Source organism: Sphingomonas jinjuensis (genome assembly GCF_014197105.1).
In the GTDB taxonomy this organism is placed as follows: domain Bacteria; phylum Pseudomonadota; class Alphaproteobacteria; order Sphingomonadales; family Sphingomonadaceae; genus Sphingomonas; species Sphingomonas jinjuensis.
Genome location: NZ_JACIEV010000011.1, coordinates 105,311 through 125,401, shown reverse-complemented (window position 1 = coordinate 125,401; position 20,091 = coordinate 105,311). Strand labels below are relative to the sequence as shown.

Genomic DNA, 20,091 nt, shown 5'->3' with positions numbered 1-20,091 from the left:
CTGGCGCGGCTCCGTTCGCGAAGACGAATCCAAGAAGGTAGGGAAACAATGGCCAAGGCTAAGTTTGAGCGGACCAAGCCGCACCTCAACATCGGCACCATCGGTCACGTCGACCATGGCAAGACCTCGCTGACCGCGGCGATCACCAAGGTGCTTGCAGAGAACGTGGCCGGCAACGCCGCCGTCGATTTCGCGAACATCGACAAGGCGCCGGAAGAGCGTGAGCGCGGCATCACCATCTCGACCGCGCACGTCGAGTATGAGACGGCGTCGCGCCACTATGCGCACGTCGACTGCCCGGGTCACGCCGACTACGTCAAGAACATGATCACCGGTGCCGCCCAGATGGACGGCGCGATCCTGGTCGTGTCGGCGACCGACGGCCCGATGCCGCAGACCCGCGAGCACATCCTGCTCGCCCGTCAGGTCGGCGTGCCGGCGATGGTCGTGTTCATGAACAAGGTCGACCTGGTCGACGACGAAGAGATCCTGGAGCTCGTCGAGCTCGAGGTTCGCGAGCTGCTGTCGTCGTACGAGTTCCCGGGCGACGATATTCCGATCATCAAGGGCTCGGCGACCTGCGCGCTGTCGGGTTCGAACCAGAAGCTGGGCCAGGACGCCGTCCTCGAGCTGATGCAGGCGGTCGACGACTACATTCCGCAGCCGGATCGTCCGCTCGACAAGCCGTTCATGATGCCGATCGAGGACGTGTTCTCGATCTCGGGTCGCGGTACGGTCGTCACGGGCCGCGTCGAGACCGGCGTGGTCAAGGTCGGTGAGGAAGTCGAGATCGTCGGCATCCACCCGGAGGTCCGCAAGACCACCGTCACCGGCGTCGAGATGTTCCGCAAGCTGCTCGACCAGGGCCAGGCCGGCGACAACGTCGGCGCGCTGATCCGCGGCGTCGCCCGCGACGAGGTCGAGCGCGGCCAGGTGCTCTGCAAGCCGGGCTCGATCAAGCCGCACACCGACTTTAAGTCGGAAGTGTACGTGCTGTCGAAGGAAGAGGGTGGCCGTCACACGCCGTTCTTCGGTAACTATCGTCCGCAGTTCTACTTCCGCACCACGGACGTGACCGGCACCGTCGAGCTGCCCGAGGGCACCGAGATGGTGATGCCTGGCGACAACGTCGCTCTCGGCATCAAGCTGATCGCGCCGATCGCCATGGACGTCGGCCAGCGCTTCACGATCCGCGAGGGCGGTCGTACCGTCGGCGCCGGCGTCGTCAGCGGCATCGACAAGTAAGACACGCGACGCGGGGGCTCGCCCCCACGTCACGGTTCGAAAAAAGGTTCCCGCCCGCCGCACAATATGTGCGGTGGGCGGTTGCCTTTTTATGAGGGCACCGCTATGCGGCCCCCCTTCGAGATTTGAGAACAACGCTCTTTCTCCGTCATCCGGTGCGCACCTCGACAACAAGGGGGAGGGCGCCTGGATCTCATCCCGCCGGCATGCTGCCTGCGGCACGAGCCCCCGCCGGTAAAGCGGGCGGGGTGACGGCCGGAGGCGTGCAACGCATCGGTAGGAACAATGGACAGCAACATCCGCATCCGCCTCAAGGCATTCGACCATCGCGTGCTCGACCAGGCGACCGGCGACATCGCCGACACCGCCCGACGCACCGGCGCCCTCATCCGTGGGCCGATCCCGCTGCCCACGCGCATCGAGAAGTTCACCGTCAACCGCGGCCCGCACATCGACAAGAAGAGCCGCGAGCAGTTCGAGGTGCGCACCTACAAGCGCATGCTCGACATCGTGCAGCCGACCCCGCAGACGGTCGACGCGCTGATGAAGCTCGACCTCGCCGCGGGCGTTGACGTCGAGATCAAGCTGGCGTAATGGCCTGCATCCCGCGGTCGACGTGAGTCCCGCGGGTTATTCCTGTTTCCGGATCGAAGCAGGAAGGTGAGGGCCCCGCCAGGTGGGGCGCCTGACAGATTAGAGATACCGCCGGAAGGCTAGCTCTTCCGGGCAGCGTCTCCCGTCATGCCTCTTCGGAGGTAACCAGCCCGGGACGGGGGCACGCTTCGCATATCCGGGCTGACCGATCCCTTTTTCGAAAGGGGTCACAAGCACCGTCGGGATGGGCCCGCCGGTGCCTCTGTCAAGGAGCCAAGATCATGCGTACTGGCGTGATCGCGAAGAAGATGGGGATGACCCGCCTGTTCCAGGATGACGGCCGCCACGTGCCGGTCACCGTCCTGCAGATCGAGGCGCTTCAGGTCGTTTCCCGCCGCGAGATGGAACGTGACGGCTACACTGCCGTCCAGCTTGGCGCCGGTGTCGCCAAGGCTAAGAATGTCGCCAAGCCGCAGCGCGGCCATTTCGGCAAGGCCGAAGTGGAGCCCAAGGCGATCGTCCACGAGTTCCGCGTCAGCGAGGACAACCTCCTCGACGTCGGCGCCGAGCTGTCGGCCGATCACTTCGTCGCTGGCCAGTATGTCGATATCCAGGGTCGTACCCAGGGTAAGGGCTTCGCCGGCGCCATGAAGCGCTGGAACTTCGGCGGTCTGCGCGCGACGCACGGCGTCTCGGTCAGCCACCGTTCGCACGGTTCGACGGGTAACCGTCAGGATCCGGGCCGCGTCTTCAAGAACAAGAAGATGGCCGGCCACATGGGCGACAAGAACCGCACGCAGCAGAACCTCGAGATCGTCGGCACCGACGCCGAGCGTGGCCTGATCTTCGTCAAGGGCTCGGTGCCCGGATCGAAGGGTGGCTGGCTGTTCGTGAAGGACTCGGTCAAGCTGTCGGCCCACGCCGATGCGCCCAAGCCCGCCGGCCTGAAGCAGGCCGCCAATACCAACACCGCCGAGCCTTCGGCGACGGACGCCCAGGAGGCTTAAGTGCAGGTCAAGGTTCAATCCTTCGCCGGCGCCGCCGCGGCGGATATCGAGCTCTCGGACGAGGTCTTCGGCCTCGATCCGCGTGCCGACATCCTGCACCGCGTGGTGACCTGGCAGCTCGAGAAGCGCCGTGCCACGGCGCGCGGCACGCGTGAGCGTGCCGATGTCGCCCGGTCGGGCAAGAAGCTTGGTCGCCAGAAGGGCGGCGGCGTCGCTCGTCACGGCGATCGTCGCGCTCCCGTCTTCATCGGCGGTGGTAAGGCTCACGGTGCCCGCGTCCGCGACTTCAACCCGTCGCTGAACAAGAAGGTTCGTGCGCTGGGCCTGAAGATGGCGCTGTCGAGCCACGCCAAGGGCGGCTCGCTCATCGTCCTCGACGGTTTCTCGGTCGTCAAGACCAAGGAACTGAAGGGGCACTTCGAGACGCTGGGCTGCGGCAAGCGCACGCTGGTGATCGATGGTGAGGCGGCCGAGGGTTTCCTGGCGGGTCGCAACCTGCCGGGCGTCAACCTGCTCCCCGCCGTCGGTGCCAACGTCTACGACATCATCAAGGCTGACACGCTGGTGCTGACCCGCGCCGCCGTCGAGAAGCTGGAGGCGCGCTTCAATGGCTAAGCAGCAGCATAAGGCCGTCGACAACCGTCATTATGACGTGATCGTCGCGCCGCACATCACCGAGAAGGCGACCATGCTCTCCGAGCAGAACGCCGTCGTGTTTCAGGTTTCGCGTGACGCGTCCAAGCCGCAGATCAAGGCGGCGGTGGAAGCGATCTTCGACACGAAGGTCGTGAGCGTCAATACGCTCGTCCAGAAGGGCAAGACCAAGCGCTGGAAGGGTGCTCCCTATCAGCGTTCGGACCTGAAGAAGGCGATCGTGACGCTGGCCGAGGGCCAGTCGATCGATATCACCGAGGGGGCCAAGTAAGATGGCACTCAAGCAATATAATCCGACGAGCCCGGCGCGCCGCGCGCTGATTCTCGTCGACAAGTCGCAGCTCTGGAAGGGCAAGCCCGTCAAGGCGTTGACCGAGGGCAAGTCGAAGACCGGTGGCCGTAACAACAAGGGCCATGTGACCAGCCGCGGCATCGCGGGCGGCCACAAGCAGAAGTATCGCATCGTCGACTTCAAGCGTCGCAAGTGGGATACCGAAGGCACTGTCGAGCGGCTCGAGTATGACCCGAACCGCACCGCGTTCATCGCGCTGGTGTCGTACGGCGACGGCGAGCAGGCCTACATCATCGCGCCGCAGCGTCTCGCTGTCGGCGACAAGGTGATCGCGGCGAAGCGCACCGACACCAAGCCGGGCAACGCGATGGAGATCGGCCAGGTCCCCGTCGGCACCATCGTCCACAACGTGGAGATGAAGCCGGGCAAGGGCGGTCAGATCGCCCGTTCGGCCGGCACCTACGTGCAGGTCGTCGGTCGTGACCGCGGGATGGTGATCGTTCGCCTGAACTCGGGCGAGCAGCGCTACATCCGTGCCGACTGCATGGCGACGGTGGGTGCGGTGTCAAACCCCGACAACCAGAACCAGAACCTCGGCAAGGCCGGCCGCAATCGCTGGCTCGGCAAGCGCCCGCTGACCCGCGGTGTCGCGAAGAACCCGGTCGACCACCCGCATGGCGGTGGTGAAGGCCGGACCTCGGGCGGCCGTCATCCGGTCACGCCGTGGGGCAAGCCGACCAAGGGTGCGCGCACCCGCCACAACAAGGCGACGGACAAGATGATCATCCGTAGCCGTCACGCGAGGAAGAAGTAATGGCGCGCTCCGTCTGGAAGGGCCCGTTCGTCGAGCTGAGCCTTCTCAAGAAGGCAGAAACCGCGCAGGATACCAACAGCCGCGCGCCGATCAAGACCTGGTCGCGTCGCTCGACGATCCTGCCGCAGTTCGTCGGACTGACGTTCACCGTCTACAACGGCCGCAAGTTCGTGCCGGTGTCGGTCAACGAGGAAATGGTCGGCATGAAGCTGGGTGAGTTTGCGCCGACGCGCTACTTCCCGGGTCACGCCGCGGACAAGAAGGGCAAGCGCTGATGAGCAAGCCTGCATCCCCCCGCAAGGTCGGCGACAAGGAAGCGCTGGCCGTCGGCACGCAGATCCGTGGTTCGGCGCAGAAGCTGAACCTGGTCGCGGGCCTGATCCGCGGCCGCAAGGTCGGCGACGCGATGAGCATCCTGGCCTTCTCGAAGAAGGGCATGGCGGTCGACGCGCGCAAGGTGCTGGCTTCGGCCATCGCCAATGCCGAGAACAACCACAACCTCGACGTCGACGCCCTCGTCGTGTCGGAGGCGTCGGTCGGCAAGTCGATCACCATGAAGCGCTTCGCAACCCGCGGCCGTGGCAAGTCCACCCGCATCCTGAAGCCGTTCAGCCGTCTGCGCATCGTCGTGCGCGAGCAGGAAGAAGCGTAATGGGTCACAAGAGCAATCCCATCGGTCTGCGCCTGCAGATCAACCGCACCTGGGACAGCCGCTGGTACGCCGACGGTGCCGACTATGGTCGGCTGCTGCTGGAGGATCTGAAGATCCGCCAGTATGTCATGAAGACGCTGCCGCAGGCCGCGATCTCGAAGGTGGTGATCGAGCGTCCGGCCAAGCTGTGCCGCATCTCGATCTTCGCGGCCCGTCCCGGTGTCATCATCGGCAAGAAGGGGTCGGACATCGAGAAGCTGCGCAAGACGCTGGGCGCGATGACCAGCTCGGACGTGTCGCTGAACATCGTCGAGATCCGCAAGCCCGAAGTCGACGCCAAGCTCGTCGCCCAGGGCATCGCCGATCAGCTGGAGCGCCGCATCGCGTTCCGTCGCGCCATGAAGCGTGCCGTCCAGTCGGCGATGCGCCTGGGTGCCGACGGCATCCGCGTCGCTTGCGGCGGCCGTCTCGGCGGCGCCGAGATCGCGCGTTCGGAAAGCTATCGCGAAGGCCGCGTTCCGCTGCATACGCTGCGTGCGAACATGGACTATGCCGAGGCCCAGGCCCACACCGCCTATGGCGTGTGCGGCGTGAAGGTCTGGATCTTCAAGGGTGAGATCCTGGGTCACGACCCGTTGGCGACCGATCGGCTGATGATGGAGGCCCAGACCTCCGGCGTGCGCCCTGCGCGCGATGACCGCCGCTAAGGAGTAAGAGACGTGCTGCAACCAAAGCGCACCAAGTTCCGCAAGGCGTTCAAGGGCCGTATCCACGGCGACGCCAAGGGCGGCACCGCGCTGAACTTCGGCGCCTATGGCCTCAAGGCCATGGAGCCCGAGCGTATCACCGCACGCCAGATCGAGGCGGCCCGCCGCGCGATCACGCGTCACATCAAGCGCCAGGGGCGTTTGTGGATCCGCATCTTCCCGGACGTTCCGGTCTCGTCGAAGCCTGCCGAGGTCCGCATGGGCTCGGGCAAGGGTTCGCCGGAGTTCTGGGCGGCCCGCGTCAAGCCCGGCCGAATCCTGTTCGAACTGGACGGCGTCGACGGCGCGCTGGCGGCTGAAGCGTTCAGCCGCGCGGCGATGAAGCTGCCGATCAAGACCAAGGTCGTGGCTCGCCTCGGCGACACCTCGCACCTGGGAGGCGAGTGAGATGGCGAATAAGATCGATTACAACGGCCAGAGCGACGACCAGCTCTCCGAGAGCCTGGGCAACCTGAAGCGCGAGCAGTTCAACCTGCGCTTTCAGGCGGCGACGAACCAGCTCGAGAAGCCGAGCCGCGTGCGCGAGGTCCGTCGCGACATCGCCCGCATTAAGACCCTGCAGGCGCAGCGCACCAGCGCCGCGACCGCGAAGTAAGGATACGTATCATGCCGAAGCGCGTGCTGACCGGACTGATCGTGTCCGACAAGGGCGACAAGACGGTGGTCGTGAACGTGGAGCGCAAGGTCAAGCACCCGCTCTACGGCAAGATCATTCGTCGCTCGAAGAAGTACCACGCCCATGACGAGGCGAATGAGTACAAGGCCGGCGAGACGGTGCGCATCGAAGAGATCGCGCCCATCTCTAAGCTGAAGACCTGGAAGGTGATCGAGCGGGTGAACACCCACGCGACGCCGGAGCGGGTCGACATCGACGAGGGCGCAGCGGCGGCGTAAGCCCCGCGGTTCTCGAATGAAGGCGGGGCTGGGTCGGTATCCACCCCATAACAGGAAGGAATCGGATCGATGATCCAGATGCAGTCCAATCTCGACGTCGCTGACAACAGCGGCGCGAAGCGGGTGCAGTGCATCAAGGTGCTGGGCGGCTCGAAGCGTCGCACGGCATCGGTCGGCGACATCATCGTCGTCAGCATCAAGGAAGCGCAGCCGCGCGGCCGCGTGAAGAAGGGCGACGTTCACCGCGCGGTGATCGTTCGTACCGCCAAGGACATCCATCGTCCGGACGGTTCGACCATCCGCTTCGACGGCAACGCCGCGGTGCTGGTCAACAAGAACGAGGAGCCGATCGGCACCCGTATCTTCGGGCCGGTGGTTCGCGAGCTGCGCGCCAAGGGCCACATGAAGGTCATCAGCCTGGCGCCGGAGGTTCTGTAATGTCCGCTGCAAAGATCAAGAAGGGCGATCGTGTCATCGTCCTGTCGGGCAAGGACAAGGGCAAGACCGGTACGGTCGCCCAGTCGATGCCGAAGGACGGCAAGGTCGTGGTCGAGGGCGTCAACGTCGCGACCCGCCACGTCAAGCCGACCCAGGCCGACCCGCAGGGTGGCCTGAAGCGTCAGGAAGCGCCGCTGCACATCTCGAAGGTCGCTCACGTGACCGCGGATGGCAAGCCGACGCGCGTCCGCTTCGAGGTGAAGGACGGCAAGAAGGTCCGTGTGGCCGTCAAGTCCGGGGAGACGATCGATGGCTGATTACAAGCCCCGCATGAAGTCGCTGTACGACGACACGATCGTCAAGGCGATGACCGACAAGTTCGGCTACAAGAACGCGATGGAAATCCCGCGGATCGAGAAGATCGTGCTCAACATGGGCGTCGGTGAGGCGACCCAGGACAAGAAGCGCGTCGAGCAGGCCGCGACCGAGATGGAGCTGATCGCCGGTCAGAAGCCGGTCATCACCAAGGCGAAGAAGTCGATCGCGCAGTTCAAGCTGCGCGAGGGCATGCCGATCGGCGTCAAGGTGACGCTGCGTCGCGAGCGCATGTACGAGTTCCTCGACCGCTTCATCACCATCGCGCTGCCCCGCGTCCGCGACTTCCGCGGCCTGAACCCGAAGTCCTTCGACGGCCGTGGCAACTATGCCTGCGGTCTGAAGGAGCAGATCGTGTTCCCGGAGATCAACTATGACCGCATCGACAAGGTGCGCGGCATGGACGTGATCGTCACCACTTCGGCGAAGACCGACGAGGAAGCGCGCGAGCTGCTTCGTCTGTTCGGCTTCCCGTTCCCGCAGGACCAGGACGCTGACGACCAGCGTCAGGCCGCGTAATCGAGAGAGCTTAAGTCCATGGCGAAACTGAGTTCCATCAACAAGAACGAGCGGCGCAAGAAGCTCGTCAAGCAGTATGCCGGCAAGTATGCCAAGCTGAAGGCGACGGCGAACGACACCGCGCTCGACGAGGGCGAGCGCCTCATCGCGCGCCTGAAGATGGCTGAACTGCCGCGCAACGCGAATCCGACCCGGATCCGCAACCGCTGCGAGCTGACTGGCCGTCCGCGCGCCTATTACCGCAAGTTCCGCCTCTGCCGCGTGCAGCTGCGCGATCTGGCCAACAAGGGCCTGATCCCGGGCGTCACGAAGTCGAGCTGGTAAGGATAGCGAAATGGCAGTGACCGATCCCCTGGGTGACCTGCTCACCCGCATCCGCAACGGCCAGCGCGCCCGGAAGGACAGCGTGCTGTCGCCGGCGTCGAAGCTGCGCGTTCGCGTTCTCGACGTGCTCCAGCGCGAAGGCTACATCCGTGGCTATAGCGAAGAAGAGATGGGCCCCATCAAGGGTGTCCGTATCGAGCTGAAGTATTTCGAGGGCCAGCCCGCGATCAAGCATGTCGCGCGCGTCTCGAAGCCGGGTCGCCGCATCTACTCGGGCAGCCAGGAGCTGCCGCGGGTGATGAACGGCCTGGGCATCACCATCGTCTCGACGCCGAAGGGTGTTCTGTCCGACGCGGAAGCGCGCGAGCAGAACGTCGGCGGCGAAGTGCTCGCGGAGGTGTTCTGATGAGCCGCATTGGTAAGAAGCCGGTGCCGGTTCCGGCCGGCGTGACCGCCTCTATCGACGGCGGCGTGATGAGCGTGAAGGGCCCTAAGGGCACGCTGACGCTCAAGCTTGCCGACGACATCCGCTACGACGTCCAGGCCGACGGCATCGCCGTGACCCCGGGCAACGACACCAAGCGCGCTCGCGCGTTCTGGGGCATGCAGCGCACGCTGGTGCAGAACCTGGTGACCGGCGTGACCGAGGGCTTCACGAAGAAGCTGCTCATCACCGGCGTCGGCTATCGCGCCGCGGCGCAGGGTCGTAACCTGAAGCTGCAGCTCGGCTACAGCCACGACGTCAACATCGACGTGCCGGAAGGCATCGAGGTGAAGACGCCGGATGCGACCACCGTAGAGATCAGCGGTGCGGACAAGCAGAAGGTCGGCCAGCTGGCCGCCGAGATCCGTCGCTGGCGCAAGCCCGAGCCGTACAAGGGCAAGGGCATCAAGTACGACGGCGAGTTCATCTTCCGCAAGGAAGGGAAGAAGAAGTAATGACCAAGGGTCTTTCTCTGTTCGCGAAGCGGCGCCGCCGCAATCGCACCGCGCTGAAGGCGCGTGCCGGCACCCGTCCGCGGCTGTCGATTCATCGCTCGGGCAAGCACATCTATGCCCAGGTGATCGACGACGTTCAGGGCCGCACGATCGCGTCGGCCTCGACGCTGTCGGGCCACGACGGTGCGACCTCGAACGCCGCTGCGGCGGCCGAGGTCGGCAAGCGCGTCGCCGAGGCGGCGAAGGCGGCGGGCGTCACCCAGGTGGTGTTCGACCGTGGCGGCTTCCTGTTCCATGGCCGCGTCAAGGCGCTGGCCGAGGCGGCTCGTGAAGCCGGTTTGGAGTTCTAAGAATATGGCCGATACCAACGATATCCAGTCGCAGCCCGGCGCTCCCGCCGCGGTTGAGGCTCCCGCCGGTGACGCCGGCGCTAACACCGGCAACGATGCCGGTGGCGGTTATCAGGGCCAGGGCGGCGGTGGTCGCGGTCGTGGCGGTCCGGGTGGCGGCGGTGGCCGTGGTCGGGGCGGTCCGGGCGGTGGCAACCGCGGTGGCCGCGACGGCAACCGTGGCGGTCGTCGCGACGATCGTCGCGGTGCCGAGGACCAGGGCGAGGAGCTGATCGAGAAGCTCGTCCACATCAACCGCGTCTCGAAGACGGTGAAGGGCGGCAAGCGCTTCGGCTTCGCGGCGCTGGTCGTCGTGGGCGACGGCAAGGGCCGCGTCGGCTTCGGTCACGGCAAGGCTCGCGAGGTTCCCGAGGCGATCAGCAAGGCGACCGCGGCGGCCAAGAAGGCCATGATCCGCGTGCCGCTGCGCGAGGGCCGCACGCTCCACCACGACGGCAACGGCCACTTCGGGGCCGGTCGCGTGACGGTGCGCTCGGCGCCGCAGGGCACCGGCATCATCGCCGGCGGTCCGATGCGTGCGATCTTCGAATCGCTTGGCGTCCACGACGTCGTGACCAAGTCGGTCGGCACGTCGAACCCCTACAACATGATCCGCGCCACCTTCGAGGCGCTGAGCAGCCAGACTTCGCCGAAGTCGGTCGCCCAGCGGCGCGGCAAGAAGATCGCCGACCTGCTCGGCCGCGGTGGTTCGCAGACCGCCGAGGCGGATGCGGCCGCGATCACGGAGTAAGCGACCATGGCGACGATCAAGATCAAGCAGACCGGTTCGCCGATCCGCCGCACCAAGGACCAGCGCGCGACCCTCGTCGGCCTGGGCCTGAACAAGATGCACCGCGTCTCGGAGCTCGAGGACACTCCCGAGGTCCGCGGCATGATCCGCAAGGTGCAGCACATGGTCGAGGTGCAGGAGGGCTAAGCCTTCCTTCCTAGTGACAAATACGGGGAAGGGGGCTAACGGGCCCCTTCCTTTTTCCACCAGCGCGACAAAAGCGAAAGCGAGTGCATATCATGAAGCTCAACGAACTCCGCGACAACCAGGGTGCCCGCAAGTCTAAGATCCGCGTCGGACGCGGCATCGGCTCGGGCAAGGGCAAGACCGGCGGCCGCGGCGTCAAGGGTCAGAAGAGCCGCGAGGGCGTGTCCATCGCCGGCTTCGAGGGCGGCCAGATGCCGCTCCACATGCGTCTGCCGAAGCGCGGCTTCAACAACATCTTCGCCAAGGATTATGCCGAGGTGAACCTGGGCGCGATCCAGAAGGCGGTCGACGCGGGCAAGCTGACGGGCACGGATCTCGATCACGCCGCGCTGAAGGCCGCTGGCCTGGCGCGTGGCGGCAAGGACGGCGTCCGCCTGCTCGGCAAGGGCGAGCTGACCGCGAAGCTGAGCTTCACCGTTGCCGGCGCGTCGAAGGGCGCGATCGAGGCGGTCGAGAAGGCCGGCGGTTCGGTCAACGTGATCGAGGTGGTTCCTGCCGCCGAGAAGGCTGCCGCCAAGAAGGGCGTTAAGTACAAGGAGCGCCAGGCGCACAAGGCGTCGTTCAAGGCCTGAACGTTTCGAGAGGGAGGAGCGGTTGTCGTTTCTCCCTCTTCTCCGTTCGTCCTGAGGAGCCGCTAAGCGACGTCGAAGCGGCGTCTCGAAGGACAGGGTGGTTCGAGATGGGCCTTCGCCTTTGCTCAGTCCCTCTTCACCACGAACGGCTTTGGTATTCCGCGGCATTAGACAAGGCGCCCAGCGCGCCTATATGGGCGGCGGGGCGGCAATAACGCATCCCGCCGCTTTTTCGTTTCCAGGATCACACACGACGATGGCCACAGCAGCCGACCGAATGCAGCAGAGCCTGAACCTGGCGAAATTCGCCCAGGCCACCGACCTCAAGAAGAGGTTGTGGTTCACGATCGGCGCGCTGATCGTCTTCCGCCTGCTCAGCTATGTGCCGCTGCCCGGCGTCGATCCGACCGCACTGGGCCTGCTCGCCGACCAGACCAAGGGCGGCGTGCTCGATTTCTTCAACACCTTCTCGGGCGGGTCGCTCAGCCGCATGTCGCTGATCGCGCTCGGCGTGATGCCCTACATCACCGCCTCGATCGTGGTGCAGCTCGCGACGTCGCTGTCGCCGCAGCTCGCCGCCATCAAGAAGGAAGGCGAGAGCGGTCGCAAGAAGCTGAACCAGTACACCCGCTACGGCACCGTGCTGCTCACCGCGATCCAGGGCTATTTCATCGCCGTGGGTCTCGAGACGCTCGGCGCCAATTCGGGTGTCCAGGCGGTGATCGAGCCGGGCCTGCTGTTCCGCGTCGCGGCGGTCATCAGCCTCATCGGCGGCACCATGTTCCTGATGTGGCTCGGCGAGCAGATCACCAGCCGCGGTATCGGTAACGGCGTGTCGCTCATCATCATGGCGGGCATCGTCGCGCATCTGCCGACGACGCTGGTCAACTTGCTCGAGGGCGGCCGTTCGGGCAGCCTCGATCCGGTGCGCCTTGTCGGCATCATCGTCGCGGTCGTCGCGCTCGTCCTGTTCATCTGCTTCATGGAGCGCGCCCAGCGCCGCATCCTGATCCAGTATCCCAAGCGCCAGACGCAGCGGGGCATGCAGGCGGAGCGCAGCCACCTGCCGCTGAAGATCAACACCGCGGGCGTGATCCCGCCGATCTTCGCCTCGTCGCTGCTGCTGATGCCGCTCACCATCTCGCAGTTCGCGGGCAACAAGGTCGCCGGCGAAAGCTGGACGGGCGATCTCATCATCACGCTCAACCAGTATCTGCAGCACGGCAGCCCCGTGTACATGCTGCTCTATGGCGCGGGCATCATTTTCTTCTCGTTCTTCTACACCGCGGTGGTCTTCAACCCCGAGGAGACGGCCGAGAATTTGAAGCGTCACGGAGGCTTCATTCCCGGCATCCGCCCGGGCAAGAACACCGAGACCTATTTCGATTACGTGCTGACGCGCATCACGGTGATCGGTGCCGCCTATCTGGCGATCATCTGCCTGGTGCCCGAATGGCTGGTCACCGCACTGTCGATTCCCTTCTATCTTGGCGGCACCAGTCTGCTGATCGTTGTCAACGTGACGATGGATACGGTGACTCAGATCCAGAGCCACCTGCTGGCGCATCAGTATGGCGATCTGATCAAGAAGGCGAAGCTGAAGGGCGGTCGCCTGCGCTGACGCTGGCGCATCCACGCTGACGACGATCCGGGAGGGGTATCGGTGAACATCATCCTGTTGGGGCCGCCGGGTGCGGGCAAGGGTACGCAGTCGCAGCGTCTGGTGGCGAACCGCGGCATGGTCCAGCTGTCGACCGGCGACATGCTGCGCGCGGCGGTGAAGGCGGGATCGCCTGTCGGCCTGCAGGCGAAGGCGGTGATGGATGCCGGCGAACTGGTGTCGGATGCCATCGTCTCGGCCCTGATCGGCGAACGGCTCGATGCGGGCATCGGCGCCGGTGCGATCTTCGACGGCTATCCCCGCACCGCGGCGCAGGCCGAGGCGCTCGACCTACTGCTCGACGAGCGTGACGCGAAGCTCGATTACGTCATCGAGCTCGACGTCGACGAGGACGCGCTGGTCGACCGGATCGAGGGGCGCTTCACCTGCGCCAACTGCGGCGAGGGCTATCACGACCGCTACAAGCTGCCGACCGTCGCGGGCGTCTGCGACGTCTGCGGCTCGACCGAGTTCAAGCGCCGGCCCGACGACAATGCCGCGACGGTGCGGACCCGCATGGCCGAATATCGCGCCAAGACCGCGCCGATCCTGCCGATTTACGAGGCGCGTGGATTGGTGCACCGGGTCGACGGCATGGCGCCGATCGACGACGTCACGCGGGCGATCGCGGCGATTTTGGACGCTTAGGATAAAGATCGGCTGTCGTCACCCTGGCCTCTAGCCGGGGCGACGAGCGGCCCTAGCCCAGCAGCTTGATGAACGTTGCGCCAGCCGCGAAGAACGCCGCGCCGCCGCCGGCAACGGTAGCCAGCGTGGTGAAGGGCATGATCCGCGTGTCCACCTTGATCTCGGTGGTTTCGGCGAACAGCTTCTGAATGTCGGCCTGCGTCTTCTCGATCCGAGCGATCTACTCATTGAGGTCCAGCCGGTCGGTTTGATCAGGTGCTGCAGTGGCCATCGCCGATCTCCGCCCGATAATATAACGGGTGAGGTTGAAAATGCGAGCCCCACACCTGCCTCTCTCACATGACGTAATTGTCATGACCGCTTCACCGCCCAGCTCAACCACTTGGGCTATTCCTTCATCCGTCGGCGGCGATCACTCCCGGATAAGCCGCCGGCACCCAGATCAGGCAACGACGCCCCTTTCTCCCCGGGGCATCGCGGAGGCCGGCGGGAAGGGTGCTTCCTGCCGGCTTTTCCTGTATGGGCGGAGCAGAAGTGGAAGGGTCGCGTGAGCCGCAAGATCTTGATCGTCGAGGACGACAGCTCGACATCCGCCTATCTGTCCAAGGGTCTGGCCGAGGCTGGCTATGCCGTCGAAGCATGCCATGACGGTCGCGACGGCCTGTTCCTCGCCAGCGAGGGCATCTTCGACCTCATCATCGCCGACCGCATGCTGCCGGGCCTCGACGGCCTCGCCATGGTCAGCGCGATCCGCGCGGCCGGGATCGACACGCCGGTGCTGATGCTCTCGGCGCTCGCCGCGGTCGACGACCGGGTCGACGGGCTGAAGTCGGGCGCCGACGACTACCTGTGCAAGCCCTTCTCGTTCGCCGAGCTGTCCGCTCGGATCGAGGCGCTGGTCCGCCGTTCCGATCGCGCCGCGACCGAGCCGCAGAAGACCCGCCTCGCCGTCGGTGACCTCGAGATCGACCTGCTGTCGCGGCAGGTCATGCGCGCCGGGCGTTCGATCCCGCTCGGCGCCCGCGAATTCAATCTGCTCGAATTCCTCGCCCGCCATGCCGGCCAGGTCGTCACCCGCACGATGATGCTGGAGAAGATCTGGAACTATCACTTCGATCCGGGCTCCAACGTCGTCGACGTCCATATCGGCCGCCTTCGCCGCAAGCTCGAGGACGGCTTCGGCAGCCCGATCCTCCACACGGTGCGCGGCGCCGGCTATCGGCTGGCCGCCGACGCGTGACGCGCGGCTGATGCGGCTGTCGGTCACGGCGCGGATCGCGCTGCTGGCGATCGCGCTGGCGCTGATATCGAACCTGGCGCTGGTCGGCTTCGTCTGGAAACAGACCCACGACGCCGCGATCGGCGCGGTCCGTCGCGAGACGATCGAGAAGTCCGATGCGATGCAGGCGGTCTATCGATCGGGCGGGCTGGCCGCGGTCGGCGGCGCGATCGACGACGCGCGCGCGCCGGGCGACGTGTCCTTGCTGCTGGCGATCGTCGACAGCGGCGGGCGGCGGGTCCGCGGCTATGCGCCCGATCGCGTCTCGGTGCCGATCGTCCCCACCAATTTCCGCGTCGCCGACCTCGACGGTGCGTCGGCCACCAGCGATGTCGGCTATGCGCTGCACCCGGTCGGGCGCTACTGGCTGCTCGTCGGCCGCAGCCTCGATCTGGTCGAGGCGGAGCAGCGCGCGATCGAACGGGCGCTGGCGGTCGCGGTGATGCTGTCGCTGGCACTCGGCATCGGCGCAGGGCTGGTGCTGGCGCGCTATGTCGCGCTGCGGCTCGACGACATCGCGCATGCGATCGAGGCGGCGGGGCAGGGCGACCTGTCGCGCCGCGTTCCCGCCGCGCCGGCACGGGGCGACGCGTTCGACCGGCTGGGCGTCAGGCTCAACGTGATGCTCGAAAAGGTCGAGCGGCTGATGACCGAGTTGCGTGTCGTCACCGACAGCATGGCGCACGACCTGCGCTCGCCGCTCGCCCGGCTGCGCACCAAGACCGAGCAAGCGGTGTTGATCGCCGATCCCCAGGCGCGCGAGGCCGCGCTGGGGGGGCTGCTCGTCGAGACCGATCTCGTCATGCGGATGCTGACGATGGTCATCGAGATCAGCCGGTCGGAGTCGGTGTCGCGCGATCGCTTCACGCCGATCGATCTTGCCGAGCTGGTCGAGGAAATCGGCGAGCTCTATGAGCCGGTGGCGGAGGAGGCGGGGTTCACCTTTTCCGTCGTGGTCGAGGACCGGCCGCCGCCGCTCCGCGTCCATCGCGAGCTGCTGAGCCAGGCGCTGACCAACCTGATCGACAATGCGTTGAAGCATGCCGCCGGGGGACGCCAGGCGGTCCTGCGGCTGACCCGCGTCGCCGGCGGCTTCGCCATCCAGGTTGAGGATCGGGGCGAGGGCATCGCCCAGGCCGACCGGGCGCAGGCGATGAAGCGCTTCGGCCGGCTCGACAGCGCCCGCACCACCCCGGGGGCGGGGCTGGGCATGGCGTTGATCGAGGCGGTTGCCCGGCTTCACGGCGGGACGTTCGAATTGGCGGATAACAACCCCGGACTGATCGCCAGGATCCTGCTGCCCGATTGAATTCATCGCGTTTTCGCCCCGGTTGGCGTGGTTAACGTCTTGTCAGCACCCCTTGATCTATGGTGCTGCCCATGAAGGCGGAGCCGGGGGGCGACGCCGTAGCTGGTAGAGCGAGGGATCGAATGCTGGGCGCGGTTGTGTTTACCTATGGGATGTTGATGAGCTTCGTGCTGTCGGGGGCGTCGCGCAATCGCCGCCTGAGCCAGCCCAATCCGCGTAACCTGATCTACGTCGGCTATGTGCTGTGCGGCCTGTCGGCCGGCCTGTCGGTGATGCTGCTGGCAAGCGCGATGCTTGGCCGGGTGCCGCCGGTATTGGCCTGACTTCTTGCGATCGCGATGATCGGGGCGGCGATCGGCCGCCGCGACGAGTACAGCTATAGGCCATTGGCGCGAAAAGGTCTGATCTCGAAGAGACGCTGAACCAAGTTCAGCATGACGGCCCGTAGGAAATGTGGATGAGCGCGCCAATAAGGCCTGCCGTCATCCTGAACTTGTTTCAGGATCTCGGGCGGTAAGCGTCCTCCACGCCGGCGATACTGACGCAACCTCAGCGCGTCGGTGTTGGCAGCGCGTCGTCGTTGGCAGGGGCGAACGTCCCTACGCTGCCCGCCGGTCATGCAGCGCCGCCTCGATCCGCGCGACCAGATCGGGGATCGCCGGCGCGCGCCAGGGCTCGGCGGCCGGCGCTGCGCGGTCCAGCTTGCGCGCGATGTGCTTGATCGGGCGAGTCGCAGGGGTCATGGGCACTATTTGCGCCCGAATTGGTAAACTGGCCGTAAATCCGCACGGATTCAATGGGAACCCGTCGCTTGACACGGCGTTTGCGCGACCCTAGTTGCTCCACCTCTCCGATACACATGATTCCGGCGGCGCATCAGCGTGCTCGCCGTTCTCGTGCGTGGCGGAGTCAACGCGTCGAGATAGCGGTCGTCAGCCATGCCGATCGCTGTGGAGCTAGGAGAATATATTCATGGCACGTATCGCGGGTGTTAACATCCCGACCAACAAGCGCGTTCTGATCGCGCTTCAGTACATTCACGGCATCGGCCCCGCCAAGGCGCAGGAGCTGGTGACCAAGCTTGAGATCGCGCCCGAGCGTCGCGTCCAGGACCTGTCGGACGCCGAAGTCCTGCAGATCCGCGAGGCGATCGACGCCGAGTACACCGTCGAAGGCGATCTCCGTCGCCAGACGGCGATGAACATCAAGCGCCTGATGGATCTGGCCTGCTATCGTGGCCTGCGTCATCGCAAGGGCCTGCCGGTCCGCGGCCAGCGCACGCATACCAATGCGCGCACCCGCAAGGGCAAGGCAAAGCCGATCGCCGGCAAGAAGAAGTAAATCGTCCAGGGGGCGATTTACTCCGCCGGAGGCACCCGCGCTTTCAGTATCGCGGTTTCATCGTTGCCTCGGCGTCACTCTTGAGATTCAGGTCAGGAATACCACATGGCTCAGGCACCGCAGCGCATTCGTCGGCGCGAGCGCAAGAACATCACCGCAGGCGTCGCTCACGTGAACGCCAGCTTCAACAACACCATGATCACCATCACCGATGCGCAGGGCAATGCGATCAGCTGGTCATCGGCCGGCATGATGGGCTTCAAGGGCTCGCGCAAGTCGACCCCGTACGCGGCGCAGGTCGCGGCCGAGGACGCGGGCAAGAAGGCCGCCGAGCACGGCGTCCGTACGCTCGAGGTCGAGGTGAAGGGTCCGGGTTCGGGCCGCGAGTCGGCGCTTCGCGCGCTGCAGGCGGTCGGTTTCCAGATCACGTCGATCCGCGACGTGACCTCGATCCCGCACAACGGCGTGCGTCCGTCGAAGCGTCGCCGCGTCTGATGTGAGCGAGTTGGGGCCGCAGGGTCTCAACTTTCTCGACTTTCGCGCCGGCTGACGAGTCGGCGCTATTAATTCCGAGGCCGGCTCCCCACCGGCCTCCAACCCAGGGGAACCCCGTGGCTGTCAACGCAAAGAACTGGCAGGAACTCAAGAAGCCGAACGGCCTGGAGAAGAAGGGCGGTGACGGCAAGCGGAAGGCGACCTTCGTTGCCGAGCCGCTCGAGCGCGGCTTCGGCCTGACGCTCGGCAACGCGCTGCGCCGCGTGCTTCTCTCGTCGCTGCAGGGTGCTGCGGTGACGTCGATCAAGATCGAAAACGTTCTGCACGAGTTCTCGAGCCTCGCCGGCGTGCGCGAGGACGTGACCGACATCGTCCTGAACGTGAAGCAGGTCGCGATCCGCATGCAGGGCGAAGGCCCGAAGCGTCTCCAGCTGTCCGCCACCGGCCCGGCCGAGGTGAAGGCTGGCGACATCGCGGTGTCGGGCGATATCGAGGTGATGAACCCCGAGCTGGTCATCTGCCACCTCGACGAGGGGGCGACGCTCAACATGGAGCTGACCGCCGACGTCGGTAAGGGCTATGTCGCGGCTGCCGCGAACCGCCCGGTCGATGCGCCGATCGGCCTCATCCCCGTCGACGCGCTCTATTCGCCGGTGCGCCAGGTGTCGTACAAGGTCGATCCGACCCGCGTCGGCCAGGACCTCGACTATGACAAGCTGACGCTGACGATCGAGACCGACGGCACCGTGACCCCGGAAGACGCGGTGGCCTATGCCGGCCGCATCCTCCAGGACCAGCTGGCGCTGTTCGTCCACTTCGACGATTCGTCGATCACCCGCGTCTCGGCGCCGATCGGTCACGCCGCGGTGCCGGCGGCGGGCGAGCCTGCCGGCGACACGCAGCAGATCAACCGCTACCTCCTCAAGAAGGTGGACGAGCTCGAGCTGTCGGTGCGGTCGGCGAACTGCCTGAAGAACGACAACATCATCTACATCGGCGATCTGGTCGGCAAGACCGAGGCCGAGATGCTGCGCACCCCGAACTTCGGCCGCAAGTCGCTCAACGAGATCAAGGAAGTGCTCTCGTCGATGGGCCTGCGCCTCGGCATGGAAATCCCGGGCTGGCCGCCCGAGAACATCGAGGAAATGGCCAAGAAGCTCGAGCAGGAAATCATGGGCTGAGCCTGCACCGTGGCAAGCTCGCTTGCTGCGGAGACAGGCCAGGCCCGGCCAGCGGAGCCGAAAGCTCCGTCTGACGACGCGGGATTTACTCCCGCGTCGTGGCCGCAACTGGACCCCGGCTTCCGTCGGGGTGGCTTAAATCGGGTGGACCATCGCCTCCACCAGTCCCGGGGTTCCGTCAGACGGCCCCCTGACGAACGAAGAAGGAAATACCCATGCGTCATCGTGTTGGCGGTCGTAAGCTTCAGCGTACCTCCGCGCATCGCGCCGCTCTGTTCCGCAACATGGCGGCGGCGCTCATCAAGCATGAGCAGATCACGACCACCGTTGCCAAGGCGAAGGAACTGCGTCCCTACGTCGAGAAGCTGATCACCCTCGCCAAGAAGGGTGGCCTGTCGAACCGTCGTCTGGCGCACGCCCGCCTGCTCGACGACGCGCAGCTGGTGAAGCTGTTCGACGTGCTCGGTGAGCGTTACGCCTCGCGCAACGGCGGCTACACCCGCATCATCAAGGCTGGCATCCGCCAGTCGGATGCGTCGCCGATGGCGATCATCGAGTTCGTCGACCGCGACGTCGCCGCCAAGGGCCAGGATTCGGGCCCGGTGATGACCGACGAGGACTTCGACCAGGCTGCCTGAGACAAAGTCTCACGCGCTTGAGAACGGAGCCGCAACCCCGTAGGGTTGCGGCTCTTCTCGTTTCTGGA

32 protein-coding genes are annotated in these 20,091 nt (G+C 65.7%); 31 read left to right on the top strand and 1 reads right to left on the bottom strand.

Translation table 11 applies throughout. From position 1 onward, the window contains the following. Positions 1–48 precede the first annotated feature (48 nt). The 27 genes from tuf to GGQ80_RS16455 all read left to right on the top strand — a co-directional run bounded on the left by tuf (position 49) and on the right by GGQ80_RS16455 (position 16,691). On the top strand, positions 49–1,245 hold the full coding sequence (gene tuf, locus GGQ80_RS16585; protein WP_183986909.1) for an elongation factor Tu: 1,197 nt from the start codon (positions 49–51) through the stop codon (positions 1,243–1,245). A gap of 285 nt (positions 1,246–1,530) precedes the next feature. Continuing rightward, a complete protein-coding gene (gene rpsJ / locus GGQ80_RS16580; RefSeq protein WP_007406109.1) occupies positions 1,531–1,839 on the top strand; it encodes a 30S ribosomal protein S10 in 309 nt (102 codons plus the stop codon). Between the two features lie 281 nt (positions 1,840–2,120). After that, positions 2,121–2,846 (top strand): 50S ribosomal protein L3, encoded by a 726-nt coding sequence (rplC, locus tag GGQ80_RS16575; protein ID WP_183986908.1) that lies wholly within the window; start codon positions 2,121–2,123, stop codon positions 2,844–2,846. Then, on the top strand, positions 2,847–3,461 hold the full coding sequence (rplD, locus tag GGQ80_RS16570) for a 50S ribosomal protein L4 (protein ID WP_183986906.1): 615 nt from the start codon (positions 2,847–2,849) through the stop codon (positions 3,459–3,461). Then, positions 3,454–3,771, top strand: a complete 318-nt coding sequence (locus tag GGQ80_RS16565) for a 50S ribosomal protein L23 (RefSeq protein ID WP_183986904.1) — start codon at positions 3,454–3,456, stop codon at positions 3,769–3,771. Before rplD ends, GGQ80_RS16565 begins: the two co-directional genes overlap by 8 nt. A gap of 1 nt (position 3,772) precedes the next feature. After that, positions 3,773–4,606 (top strand): 50S ribosomal protein L2, encoded by an 834-nt coding sequence (gene rplB / locus GGQ80_RS16560; RefSeq protein WP_183986902.1) that lies wholly within the window; start codon positions 3,773–3,775, stop codon positions 4,604–4,606. After that, on the top strand, positions 4,606–4,881 hold the full coding sequence (gene rpsS / locus GGQ80_RS16555; protein ID WP_183986900.1) for a 30S ribosomal protein S19: 276 nt from the start codon (positions 4,606–4,608) through the stop codon (positions 4,879–4,881). The genes rplB and rpsS overlap by 1 nt, the downstream gene beginning before the upstream one ends. Continuing rightward, positions 4,881–5,258, top strand: a complete 378-nt coding sequence (gene rplV / locus GGQ80_RS16550; protein WP_183986898.1) for a 50S ribosomal protein L22 — start codon at positions 4,881–4,883, stop codon at positions 5,256–5,258. Before rpsS ends, rplV begins: the two co-directional genes overlap by 1 nt. Further along, positions 5,258–5,965, top strand: a complete 708-nt coding sequence (rpsC, locus tag GGQ80_RS16545; RefSeq protein WP_183986896.1) for a 30S ribosomal protein S3 — start codon at positions 5,258–5,260, stop codon at positions 5,963–5,965. The genes rplV and rpsC overlap by 1 nt, the downstream gene beginning before the upstream one ends. Before the next feature lie 12 nt (positions 5,966–5,977). After that, positions 5,978–6,412, top strand: a complete 435-nt coding sequence (gene rplP, locus GGQ80_RS16540) for a 50S ribosomal protein L16 (protein ID WP_183986894.1) — start codon at positions 5,978–5,980, stop codon at positions 6,410–6,412. A gap of 1 nt (position 6,413) precedes the next feature. Beyond that, on the top strand, positions 6,414–6,620 hold the full coding sequence (gene rpmC, locus GGQ80_RS16535; protein WP_183986893.1) for a 50S ribosomal protein L29: 207 nt from the start codon (positions 6,414–6,416) through the stop codon (positions 6,618–6,620). Between the two features lie 11 nt (positions 6,621–6,631). Then, positions 6,632–6,919: a 30S ribosomal protein S17 gene (gene rpsQ, locus GGQ80_RS16530; protein WP_183986891.1), complete on the top strand. Its 288-nt coding sequence runs from the start codon at positions 6,632–6,634 to the stop codon at positions 6,917–6,919. 69 nt (positions 6,920–6,988) lie between these two features. Continuing rightward, complete coding sequence (gene rplN / locus GGQ80_RS16525; RefSeq protein ID WP_183986889.1) at positions 6,989–7,357, top strand: 50S ribosomal protein L14; 369 nt, start codon at positions 6,989–6,991, stop codon at positions 7,355–7,357. After that, entirely contained in the window at positions 7,357–7,674 is a 318-nt protein-coding gene (gene rplX, locus GGQ80_RS16520) for a 50S ribosomal protein L24 (protein WP_183986887.1), read from the top strand. Before rplN ends, rplX begins: the two co-directional genes overlap by 1 nt. Beyond that, a complete protein-coding gene (rplE, locus tag GGQ80_RS16515) occupies positions 7,667–8,251 on the top strand; it encodes a 50S ribosomal protein L5 (RefSeq protein ID WP_183986885.1) in 585 nt (194 codons plus the stop codon). The genes rplX and rplE overlap by 8 nt, the downstream gene beginning before the upstream one ends. Positions 8,252–8,269: 18 nt before the next feature. Then, on the top strand, positions 8,270–8,575 hold the full coding sequence (rpsN, locus tag GGQ80_RS16510) for a 30S ribosomal protein S14 (RefSeq protein ID WP_183986883.1): 306 nt from the start codon (positions 8,270–8,272) through the stop codon (positions 8,573–8,575). A gap of 10 nt (positions 8,576–8,585) precedes the next feature. Beyond that, on the top strand, positions 8,586–8,981 hold the full coding sequence (gene rpsH, locus GGQ80_RS16505) for a 30S ribosomal protein S8 (RefSeq protein ID WP_183986881.1): 396 nt from the start codon (positions 8,586–8,588) through the stop codon (positions 8,979–8,981). Further along, a complete protein-coding gene (gene rplF / locus GGQ80_RS16500; RefSeq protein ID WP_183986879.1) occupies positions 8,981–9,514 on the top strand; it encodes a 50S ribosomal protein L6 in 534 nt (177 codons plus the stop codon). The genes rpsH and rplF overlap by 1 nt, the downstream gene beginning before the upstream one ends. Continuing rightward, positions 9,514–9,864: a 50S ribosomal protein L18 gene (gene rplR / locus GGQ80_RS16495; RefSeq protein ID WP_183986876.1), complete on the top strand. Its 351-nt coding sequence runs from the start codon at positions 9,514–9,516 to the stop codon at positions 9,862–9,864. Before rplF ends, rplR begins: the two co-directional genes overlap by 1 nt. A gap of 4 nt (positions 9,865–9,868) precedes the next feature. Continuing rightward, complete coding sequence (rpsE, locus tag GGQ80_RS16490; RefSeq protein WP_246347155.1) at positions 9,869–10,654, top strand: 30S ribosomal protein S5; 786 nt, start codon at positions 9,869–9,871, stop codon at positions 10,652–10,654. Positions 10,655–10,660: 6 nt separating this feature from the next. Next, positions 10,661–10,840 carry a 50S ribosomal protein L30 gene (rpmD, locus tag GGQ80_RS16485; RefSeq protein WP_183986874.1) on the top strand — a complete coding sequence of 60 codons (180 nt, stop codon included), beginning with the start codon at positions 10,661–10,663 and terminating at the stop codon, positions 10,838–10,840. A gap of 92 nt (positions 10,841–10,932) precedes the next feature. Then, complete coding sequence (gene rplO / locus GGQ80_RS16480; protein WP_183986872.1) at positions 10,933–11,472, top strand: 50S ribosomal protein L15; 540 nt, start codon at positions 10,933–10,935, stop codon at positions 11,470–11,472. Positions 11,473–11,728: 256 nt separating this feature from the next. Then, a complete protein-coding gene (secY, locus tag GGQ80_RS16475; RefSeq protein WP_183986870.1) occupies positions 11,729–13,093 on the top strand; it encodes a preprotein translocase subunit SecY in 1,365 nt (454 codons plus the stop codon). A 42-nt stretch (positions 13,094–13,135) separates the two neighbouring features. After that, positions 13,136–13,780 (top strand): adenylate kinase, encoded by a 645-nt coding sequence (locus GGQ80_RS16470; protein ID WP_183986868.1) that lies wholly within the window; start codon positions 13,136–13,138, stop codon positions 13,778–13,780. A 547-nt stretch (positions 13,781–14,327) separates the two neighbouring features. Then, positions 14,328–15,020: a winged helix-turn-helix domain-containing protein gene (locus GGQ80_RS16465; RefSeq protein ID WP_183986866.1), complete on the top strand. Its 693-nt coding sequence runs from the start codon at positions 14,328–14,330 to the stop codon at positions 15,018–15,020. A 10-nt stretch (positions 15,021–15,030) separates the two neighbouring features. Beyond that, entirely contained in the window at positions 15,031–16,368 is a 1,338-nt protein-coding gene (locus GGQ80_RS16460) for a sensor histidine kinase (RefSeq protein WP_183986864.1), read from the top strand. 122 nt (positions 16,369–16,490) lie between these two features. Then, positions 16,491–16,691 (top strand): hypothetical protein, encoded by a 201-nt coding sequence (locus tag GGQ80_RS16455; RefSeq protein WP_183986862.1) that lies wholly within the window; start codon positions 16,491–16,493, stop codon positions 16,689–16,691. A 276-nt stretch (positions 16,692–16,967) separates the two neighbouring features. Here the strand turns inward: GGQ80_RS16455 and GGQ80_RS16450 are convergent, their stop codons facing one another. After that, complete coding sequence (locus GGQ80_RS16450; RefSeq protein ID WP_183986860.1) at positions 16,968–17,111, bottom strand: hypothetical protein; 144 nt, start codon at positions 17,109–17,111, stop codon at positions 16,968–16,970. Positions 17,112–17,340: 229 nt separating this feature from the next. Between GGQ80_RS16450 and rpsM the strand changes: the two genes are divergently transcribed. The 4 genes from rpsM (at position 17,341) to rplQ (ending at position 20,023) form a co-directional block, all read left to right on the top strand. After that, complete coding sequence (gene rpsM / locus GGQ80_RS16445) at positions 17,341–17,709, top strand: 30S ribosomal protein S13 (protein ID WP_183986858.1); 369 nt, start codon at positions 17,341–17,343, stop codon at positions 17,707–17,709. Between the two features lie 105 nt (positions 17,710–17,814). Continuing rightward, on the top strand, positions 17,815–18,204 hold the full coding sequence (gene rpsK / locus GGQ80_RS16440) for a 30S ribosomal protein S11 (protein ID WP_019516037.1): 390 nt from the start codon (positions 17,815–17,817) through the stop codon (positions 18,202–18,204). A 116-nt stretch (positions 18,205–18,320) separates the two neighbouring features. Continuing rightward, positions 18,321–19,385, top strand: coding sequence for a DNA-directed RNA polymerase subunit alpha (locus tag GGQ80_RS16435; protein ID WP_183986856.1), 1,065 nt, complete (start codon positions 18,321–18,323; stop codon positions 19,383–19,385). 215 nt (positions 19,386–19,600) lie between these two features. Further along, positions 19,601–20,023: a 50S ribosomal protein L17 gene (rplQ, locus tag GGQ80_RS16430; RefSeq protein ID WP_183986854.1), complete on the top strand. Its 423-nt coding sequence runs from the start codon at positions 19,601–19,603 to the stop codon at positions 20,021–20,023. Positions 20,024–20,091 lie beyond the last annotated feature (68 nt).

Excerpts from the sequence above, each read along its gene's own strand:
- tuf (WP_183986909.1), top strand. The coding sequence starts at position 49 with ATGGCCAAGGCTAAGTTTGAGCGGACCAAGCCGCACCTCAACATCGGC.
- rpsJ (WP_007406109.1), top strand. The coding sequence starts at position 1,531 with ATGGACAGCAACATCCGCATCCGCCTCAAGGCATTCGACCATCGCGTG.
- rplC (WP_183986908.1), top strand. The coding sequence starts at position 2,121 with ATGCGTACTGGCGTGATCGCGAAGAAGATGGGGATGACCCGCCTGTTC.
- GGQ80_RS16565 (WP_183986904.1), top strand. The coding sequence starts at position 3,454 with ATGGCTAAGCAGCAGCATAAGGCCGTCGACAACCGTCATTATGACGTG.
- rplB (WP_183986902.1), top strand. The coding sequence starts at position 3,773 with ATGGCACTCAAGCAATATAATCCGACGAGCCCGGCGCGCCGCGCGCTG.
- rpsS (WP_183986900.1), top strand. The coding sequence starts at position 4,606 with ATGGCGCGCTCCGTCTGGAAGGGCCCGTTCGTCGAGCTGAGCCTTCTC.
- rplV (WP_183986898.1), top strand. The coding sequence starts at position 4,881 with ATGAGCAAGCCTGCATCCCCCCGCAAGGTCGGCGACAAGGAAGCGCTG.
- rpsC (WP_183986896.1), top strand. The coding sequence starts at position 5,258 with ATGGGTCACAAGAGCAATCCCATCGGTCTGCGCCTGCAGATCAACCGC.
- rpmC (WP_183986893.1), top strand. The coding sequence starts at position 6,414 with ATGGCGAATAAGATCGATTACAACGGCCAGAGCGACGACCAGCTCTCC.
- rpsQ (WP_183986891.1), top strand. The coding sequence starts at position 6,632 with ATGCCGAAGCGCGTGCTGACCGGACTGATCGTGTCCGACAAGGGCGAC.
- rplN (WP_183986889.1), top strand. The coding sequence starts at position 6,989 with ATGATCCAGATGCAGTCCAATCTCGACGTCGCTGACAACAGCGGCGCG.
- rplX (WP_183986887.1), top strand. The coding sequence starts at position 7,357 with ATGTCCGCTGCAAAGATCAAGAAGGGCGATCGTGTCATCGTCCTGTCG.
- rplE (WP_183986885.1), top strand. The coding sequence starts at position 7,667 with ATGGCTGATTACAAGCCCCGCATGAAGTCGCTGTACGACGACACGATC.
- rpsN (WP_183986883.1), top strand. The coding sequence starts at position 8,270 with ATGGCGAAACTGAGTTCCATCAACAAGAACGAGCGGCGCAAGAAGCTC.
- rpsH (WP_183986881.1), top strand. The coding sequence starts at position 8,586 with ATGGCAGTGACCGATCCCCTGGGTGACCTGCTCACCCGCATCCGCAAC.
- rplF (WP_183986879.1), top strand. The coding sequence starts at position 8,981 with ATGAGCCGCATTGGTAAGAAGCCGGTGCCGGTTCCGGCCGGCGTGACC.
- rplR (WP_183986876.1), top strand. The coding sequence starts at position 9,514 with ATGACCAAGGGTCTTTCTCTGTTCGCGAAGCGGCGCCGCCGCAATCGC.
- rpsE (WP_246347155.1), top strand. The coding sequence starts at position 9,869 with ATGGCCGATACCAACGATATCCAGTCGCAGCCCGGCGCTCCCGCCGCG.
- rpmD (WP_183986874.1), top strand. The coding sequence starts at position 10,661 with ATGGCGACGATCAAGATCAAGCAGACCGGTTCGCCGATCCGCCGCACC.
- rplO (WP_183986872.1), top strand. The coding sequence starts at position 10,933 with ATGAAGCTCAACGAACTCCGCGACAACCAGGGTGCCCGCAAGTCTAAG.
- secY (WP_183986870.1), top strand. The coding sequence starts at position 11,729 with ATGGCCACAGCAGCCGACCGAATGCAGCAGAGCCTGAACCTGGCGAAA.
- GGQ80_RS16460 (WP_183986864.1), top strand. The coding sequence starts at position 15,031 with ATGCGGCTGTCGGTCACGGCGCGGATCGCGCTGCTGGCGATCGCGCTG.
- GGQ80_RS16455 (WP_183986862.1), top strand. The coding sequence starts at position 16,491 with ATGCTGGGCGCGGTTGTGTTTACCTATGGGATGTTGATGAGCTTCGTG.
- GGQ80_RS16450 (WP_183986860.1), bottom strand. The coding sequence starts at position 17,111 with ATGACCCCTGCGACTCGCCCGATCAAGCACATCGCGCGCAAGCTGGAC.
- rpsM (WP_183986858.1), top strand. The coding sequence starts at position 17,341 with ATGGCACGTATCGCGGGTGTTAACATCCCGACCAACAAGCGCGTTCTG.
- rpsK (WP_019516037.1), top strand. The coding sequence starts at position 17,815 with ATGGCTCAGGCACCGCAGCGCATTCGTCGGCGCGAGCGCAAGAACATC.
- rplQ (WP_183986854.1), top strand. The coding sequence starts at position 19,601 with ATGCGTCATCGTGTTGGCGGTCGTAAGCTTCAGCGTACCTCCGCGCAT.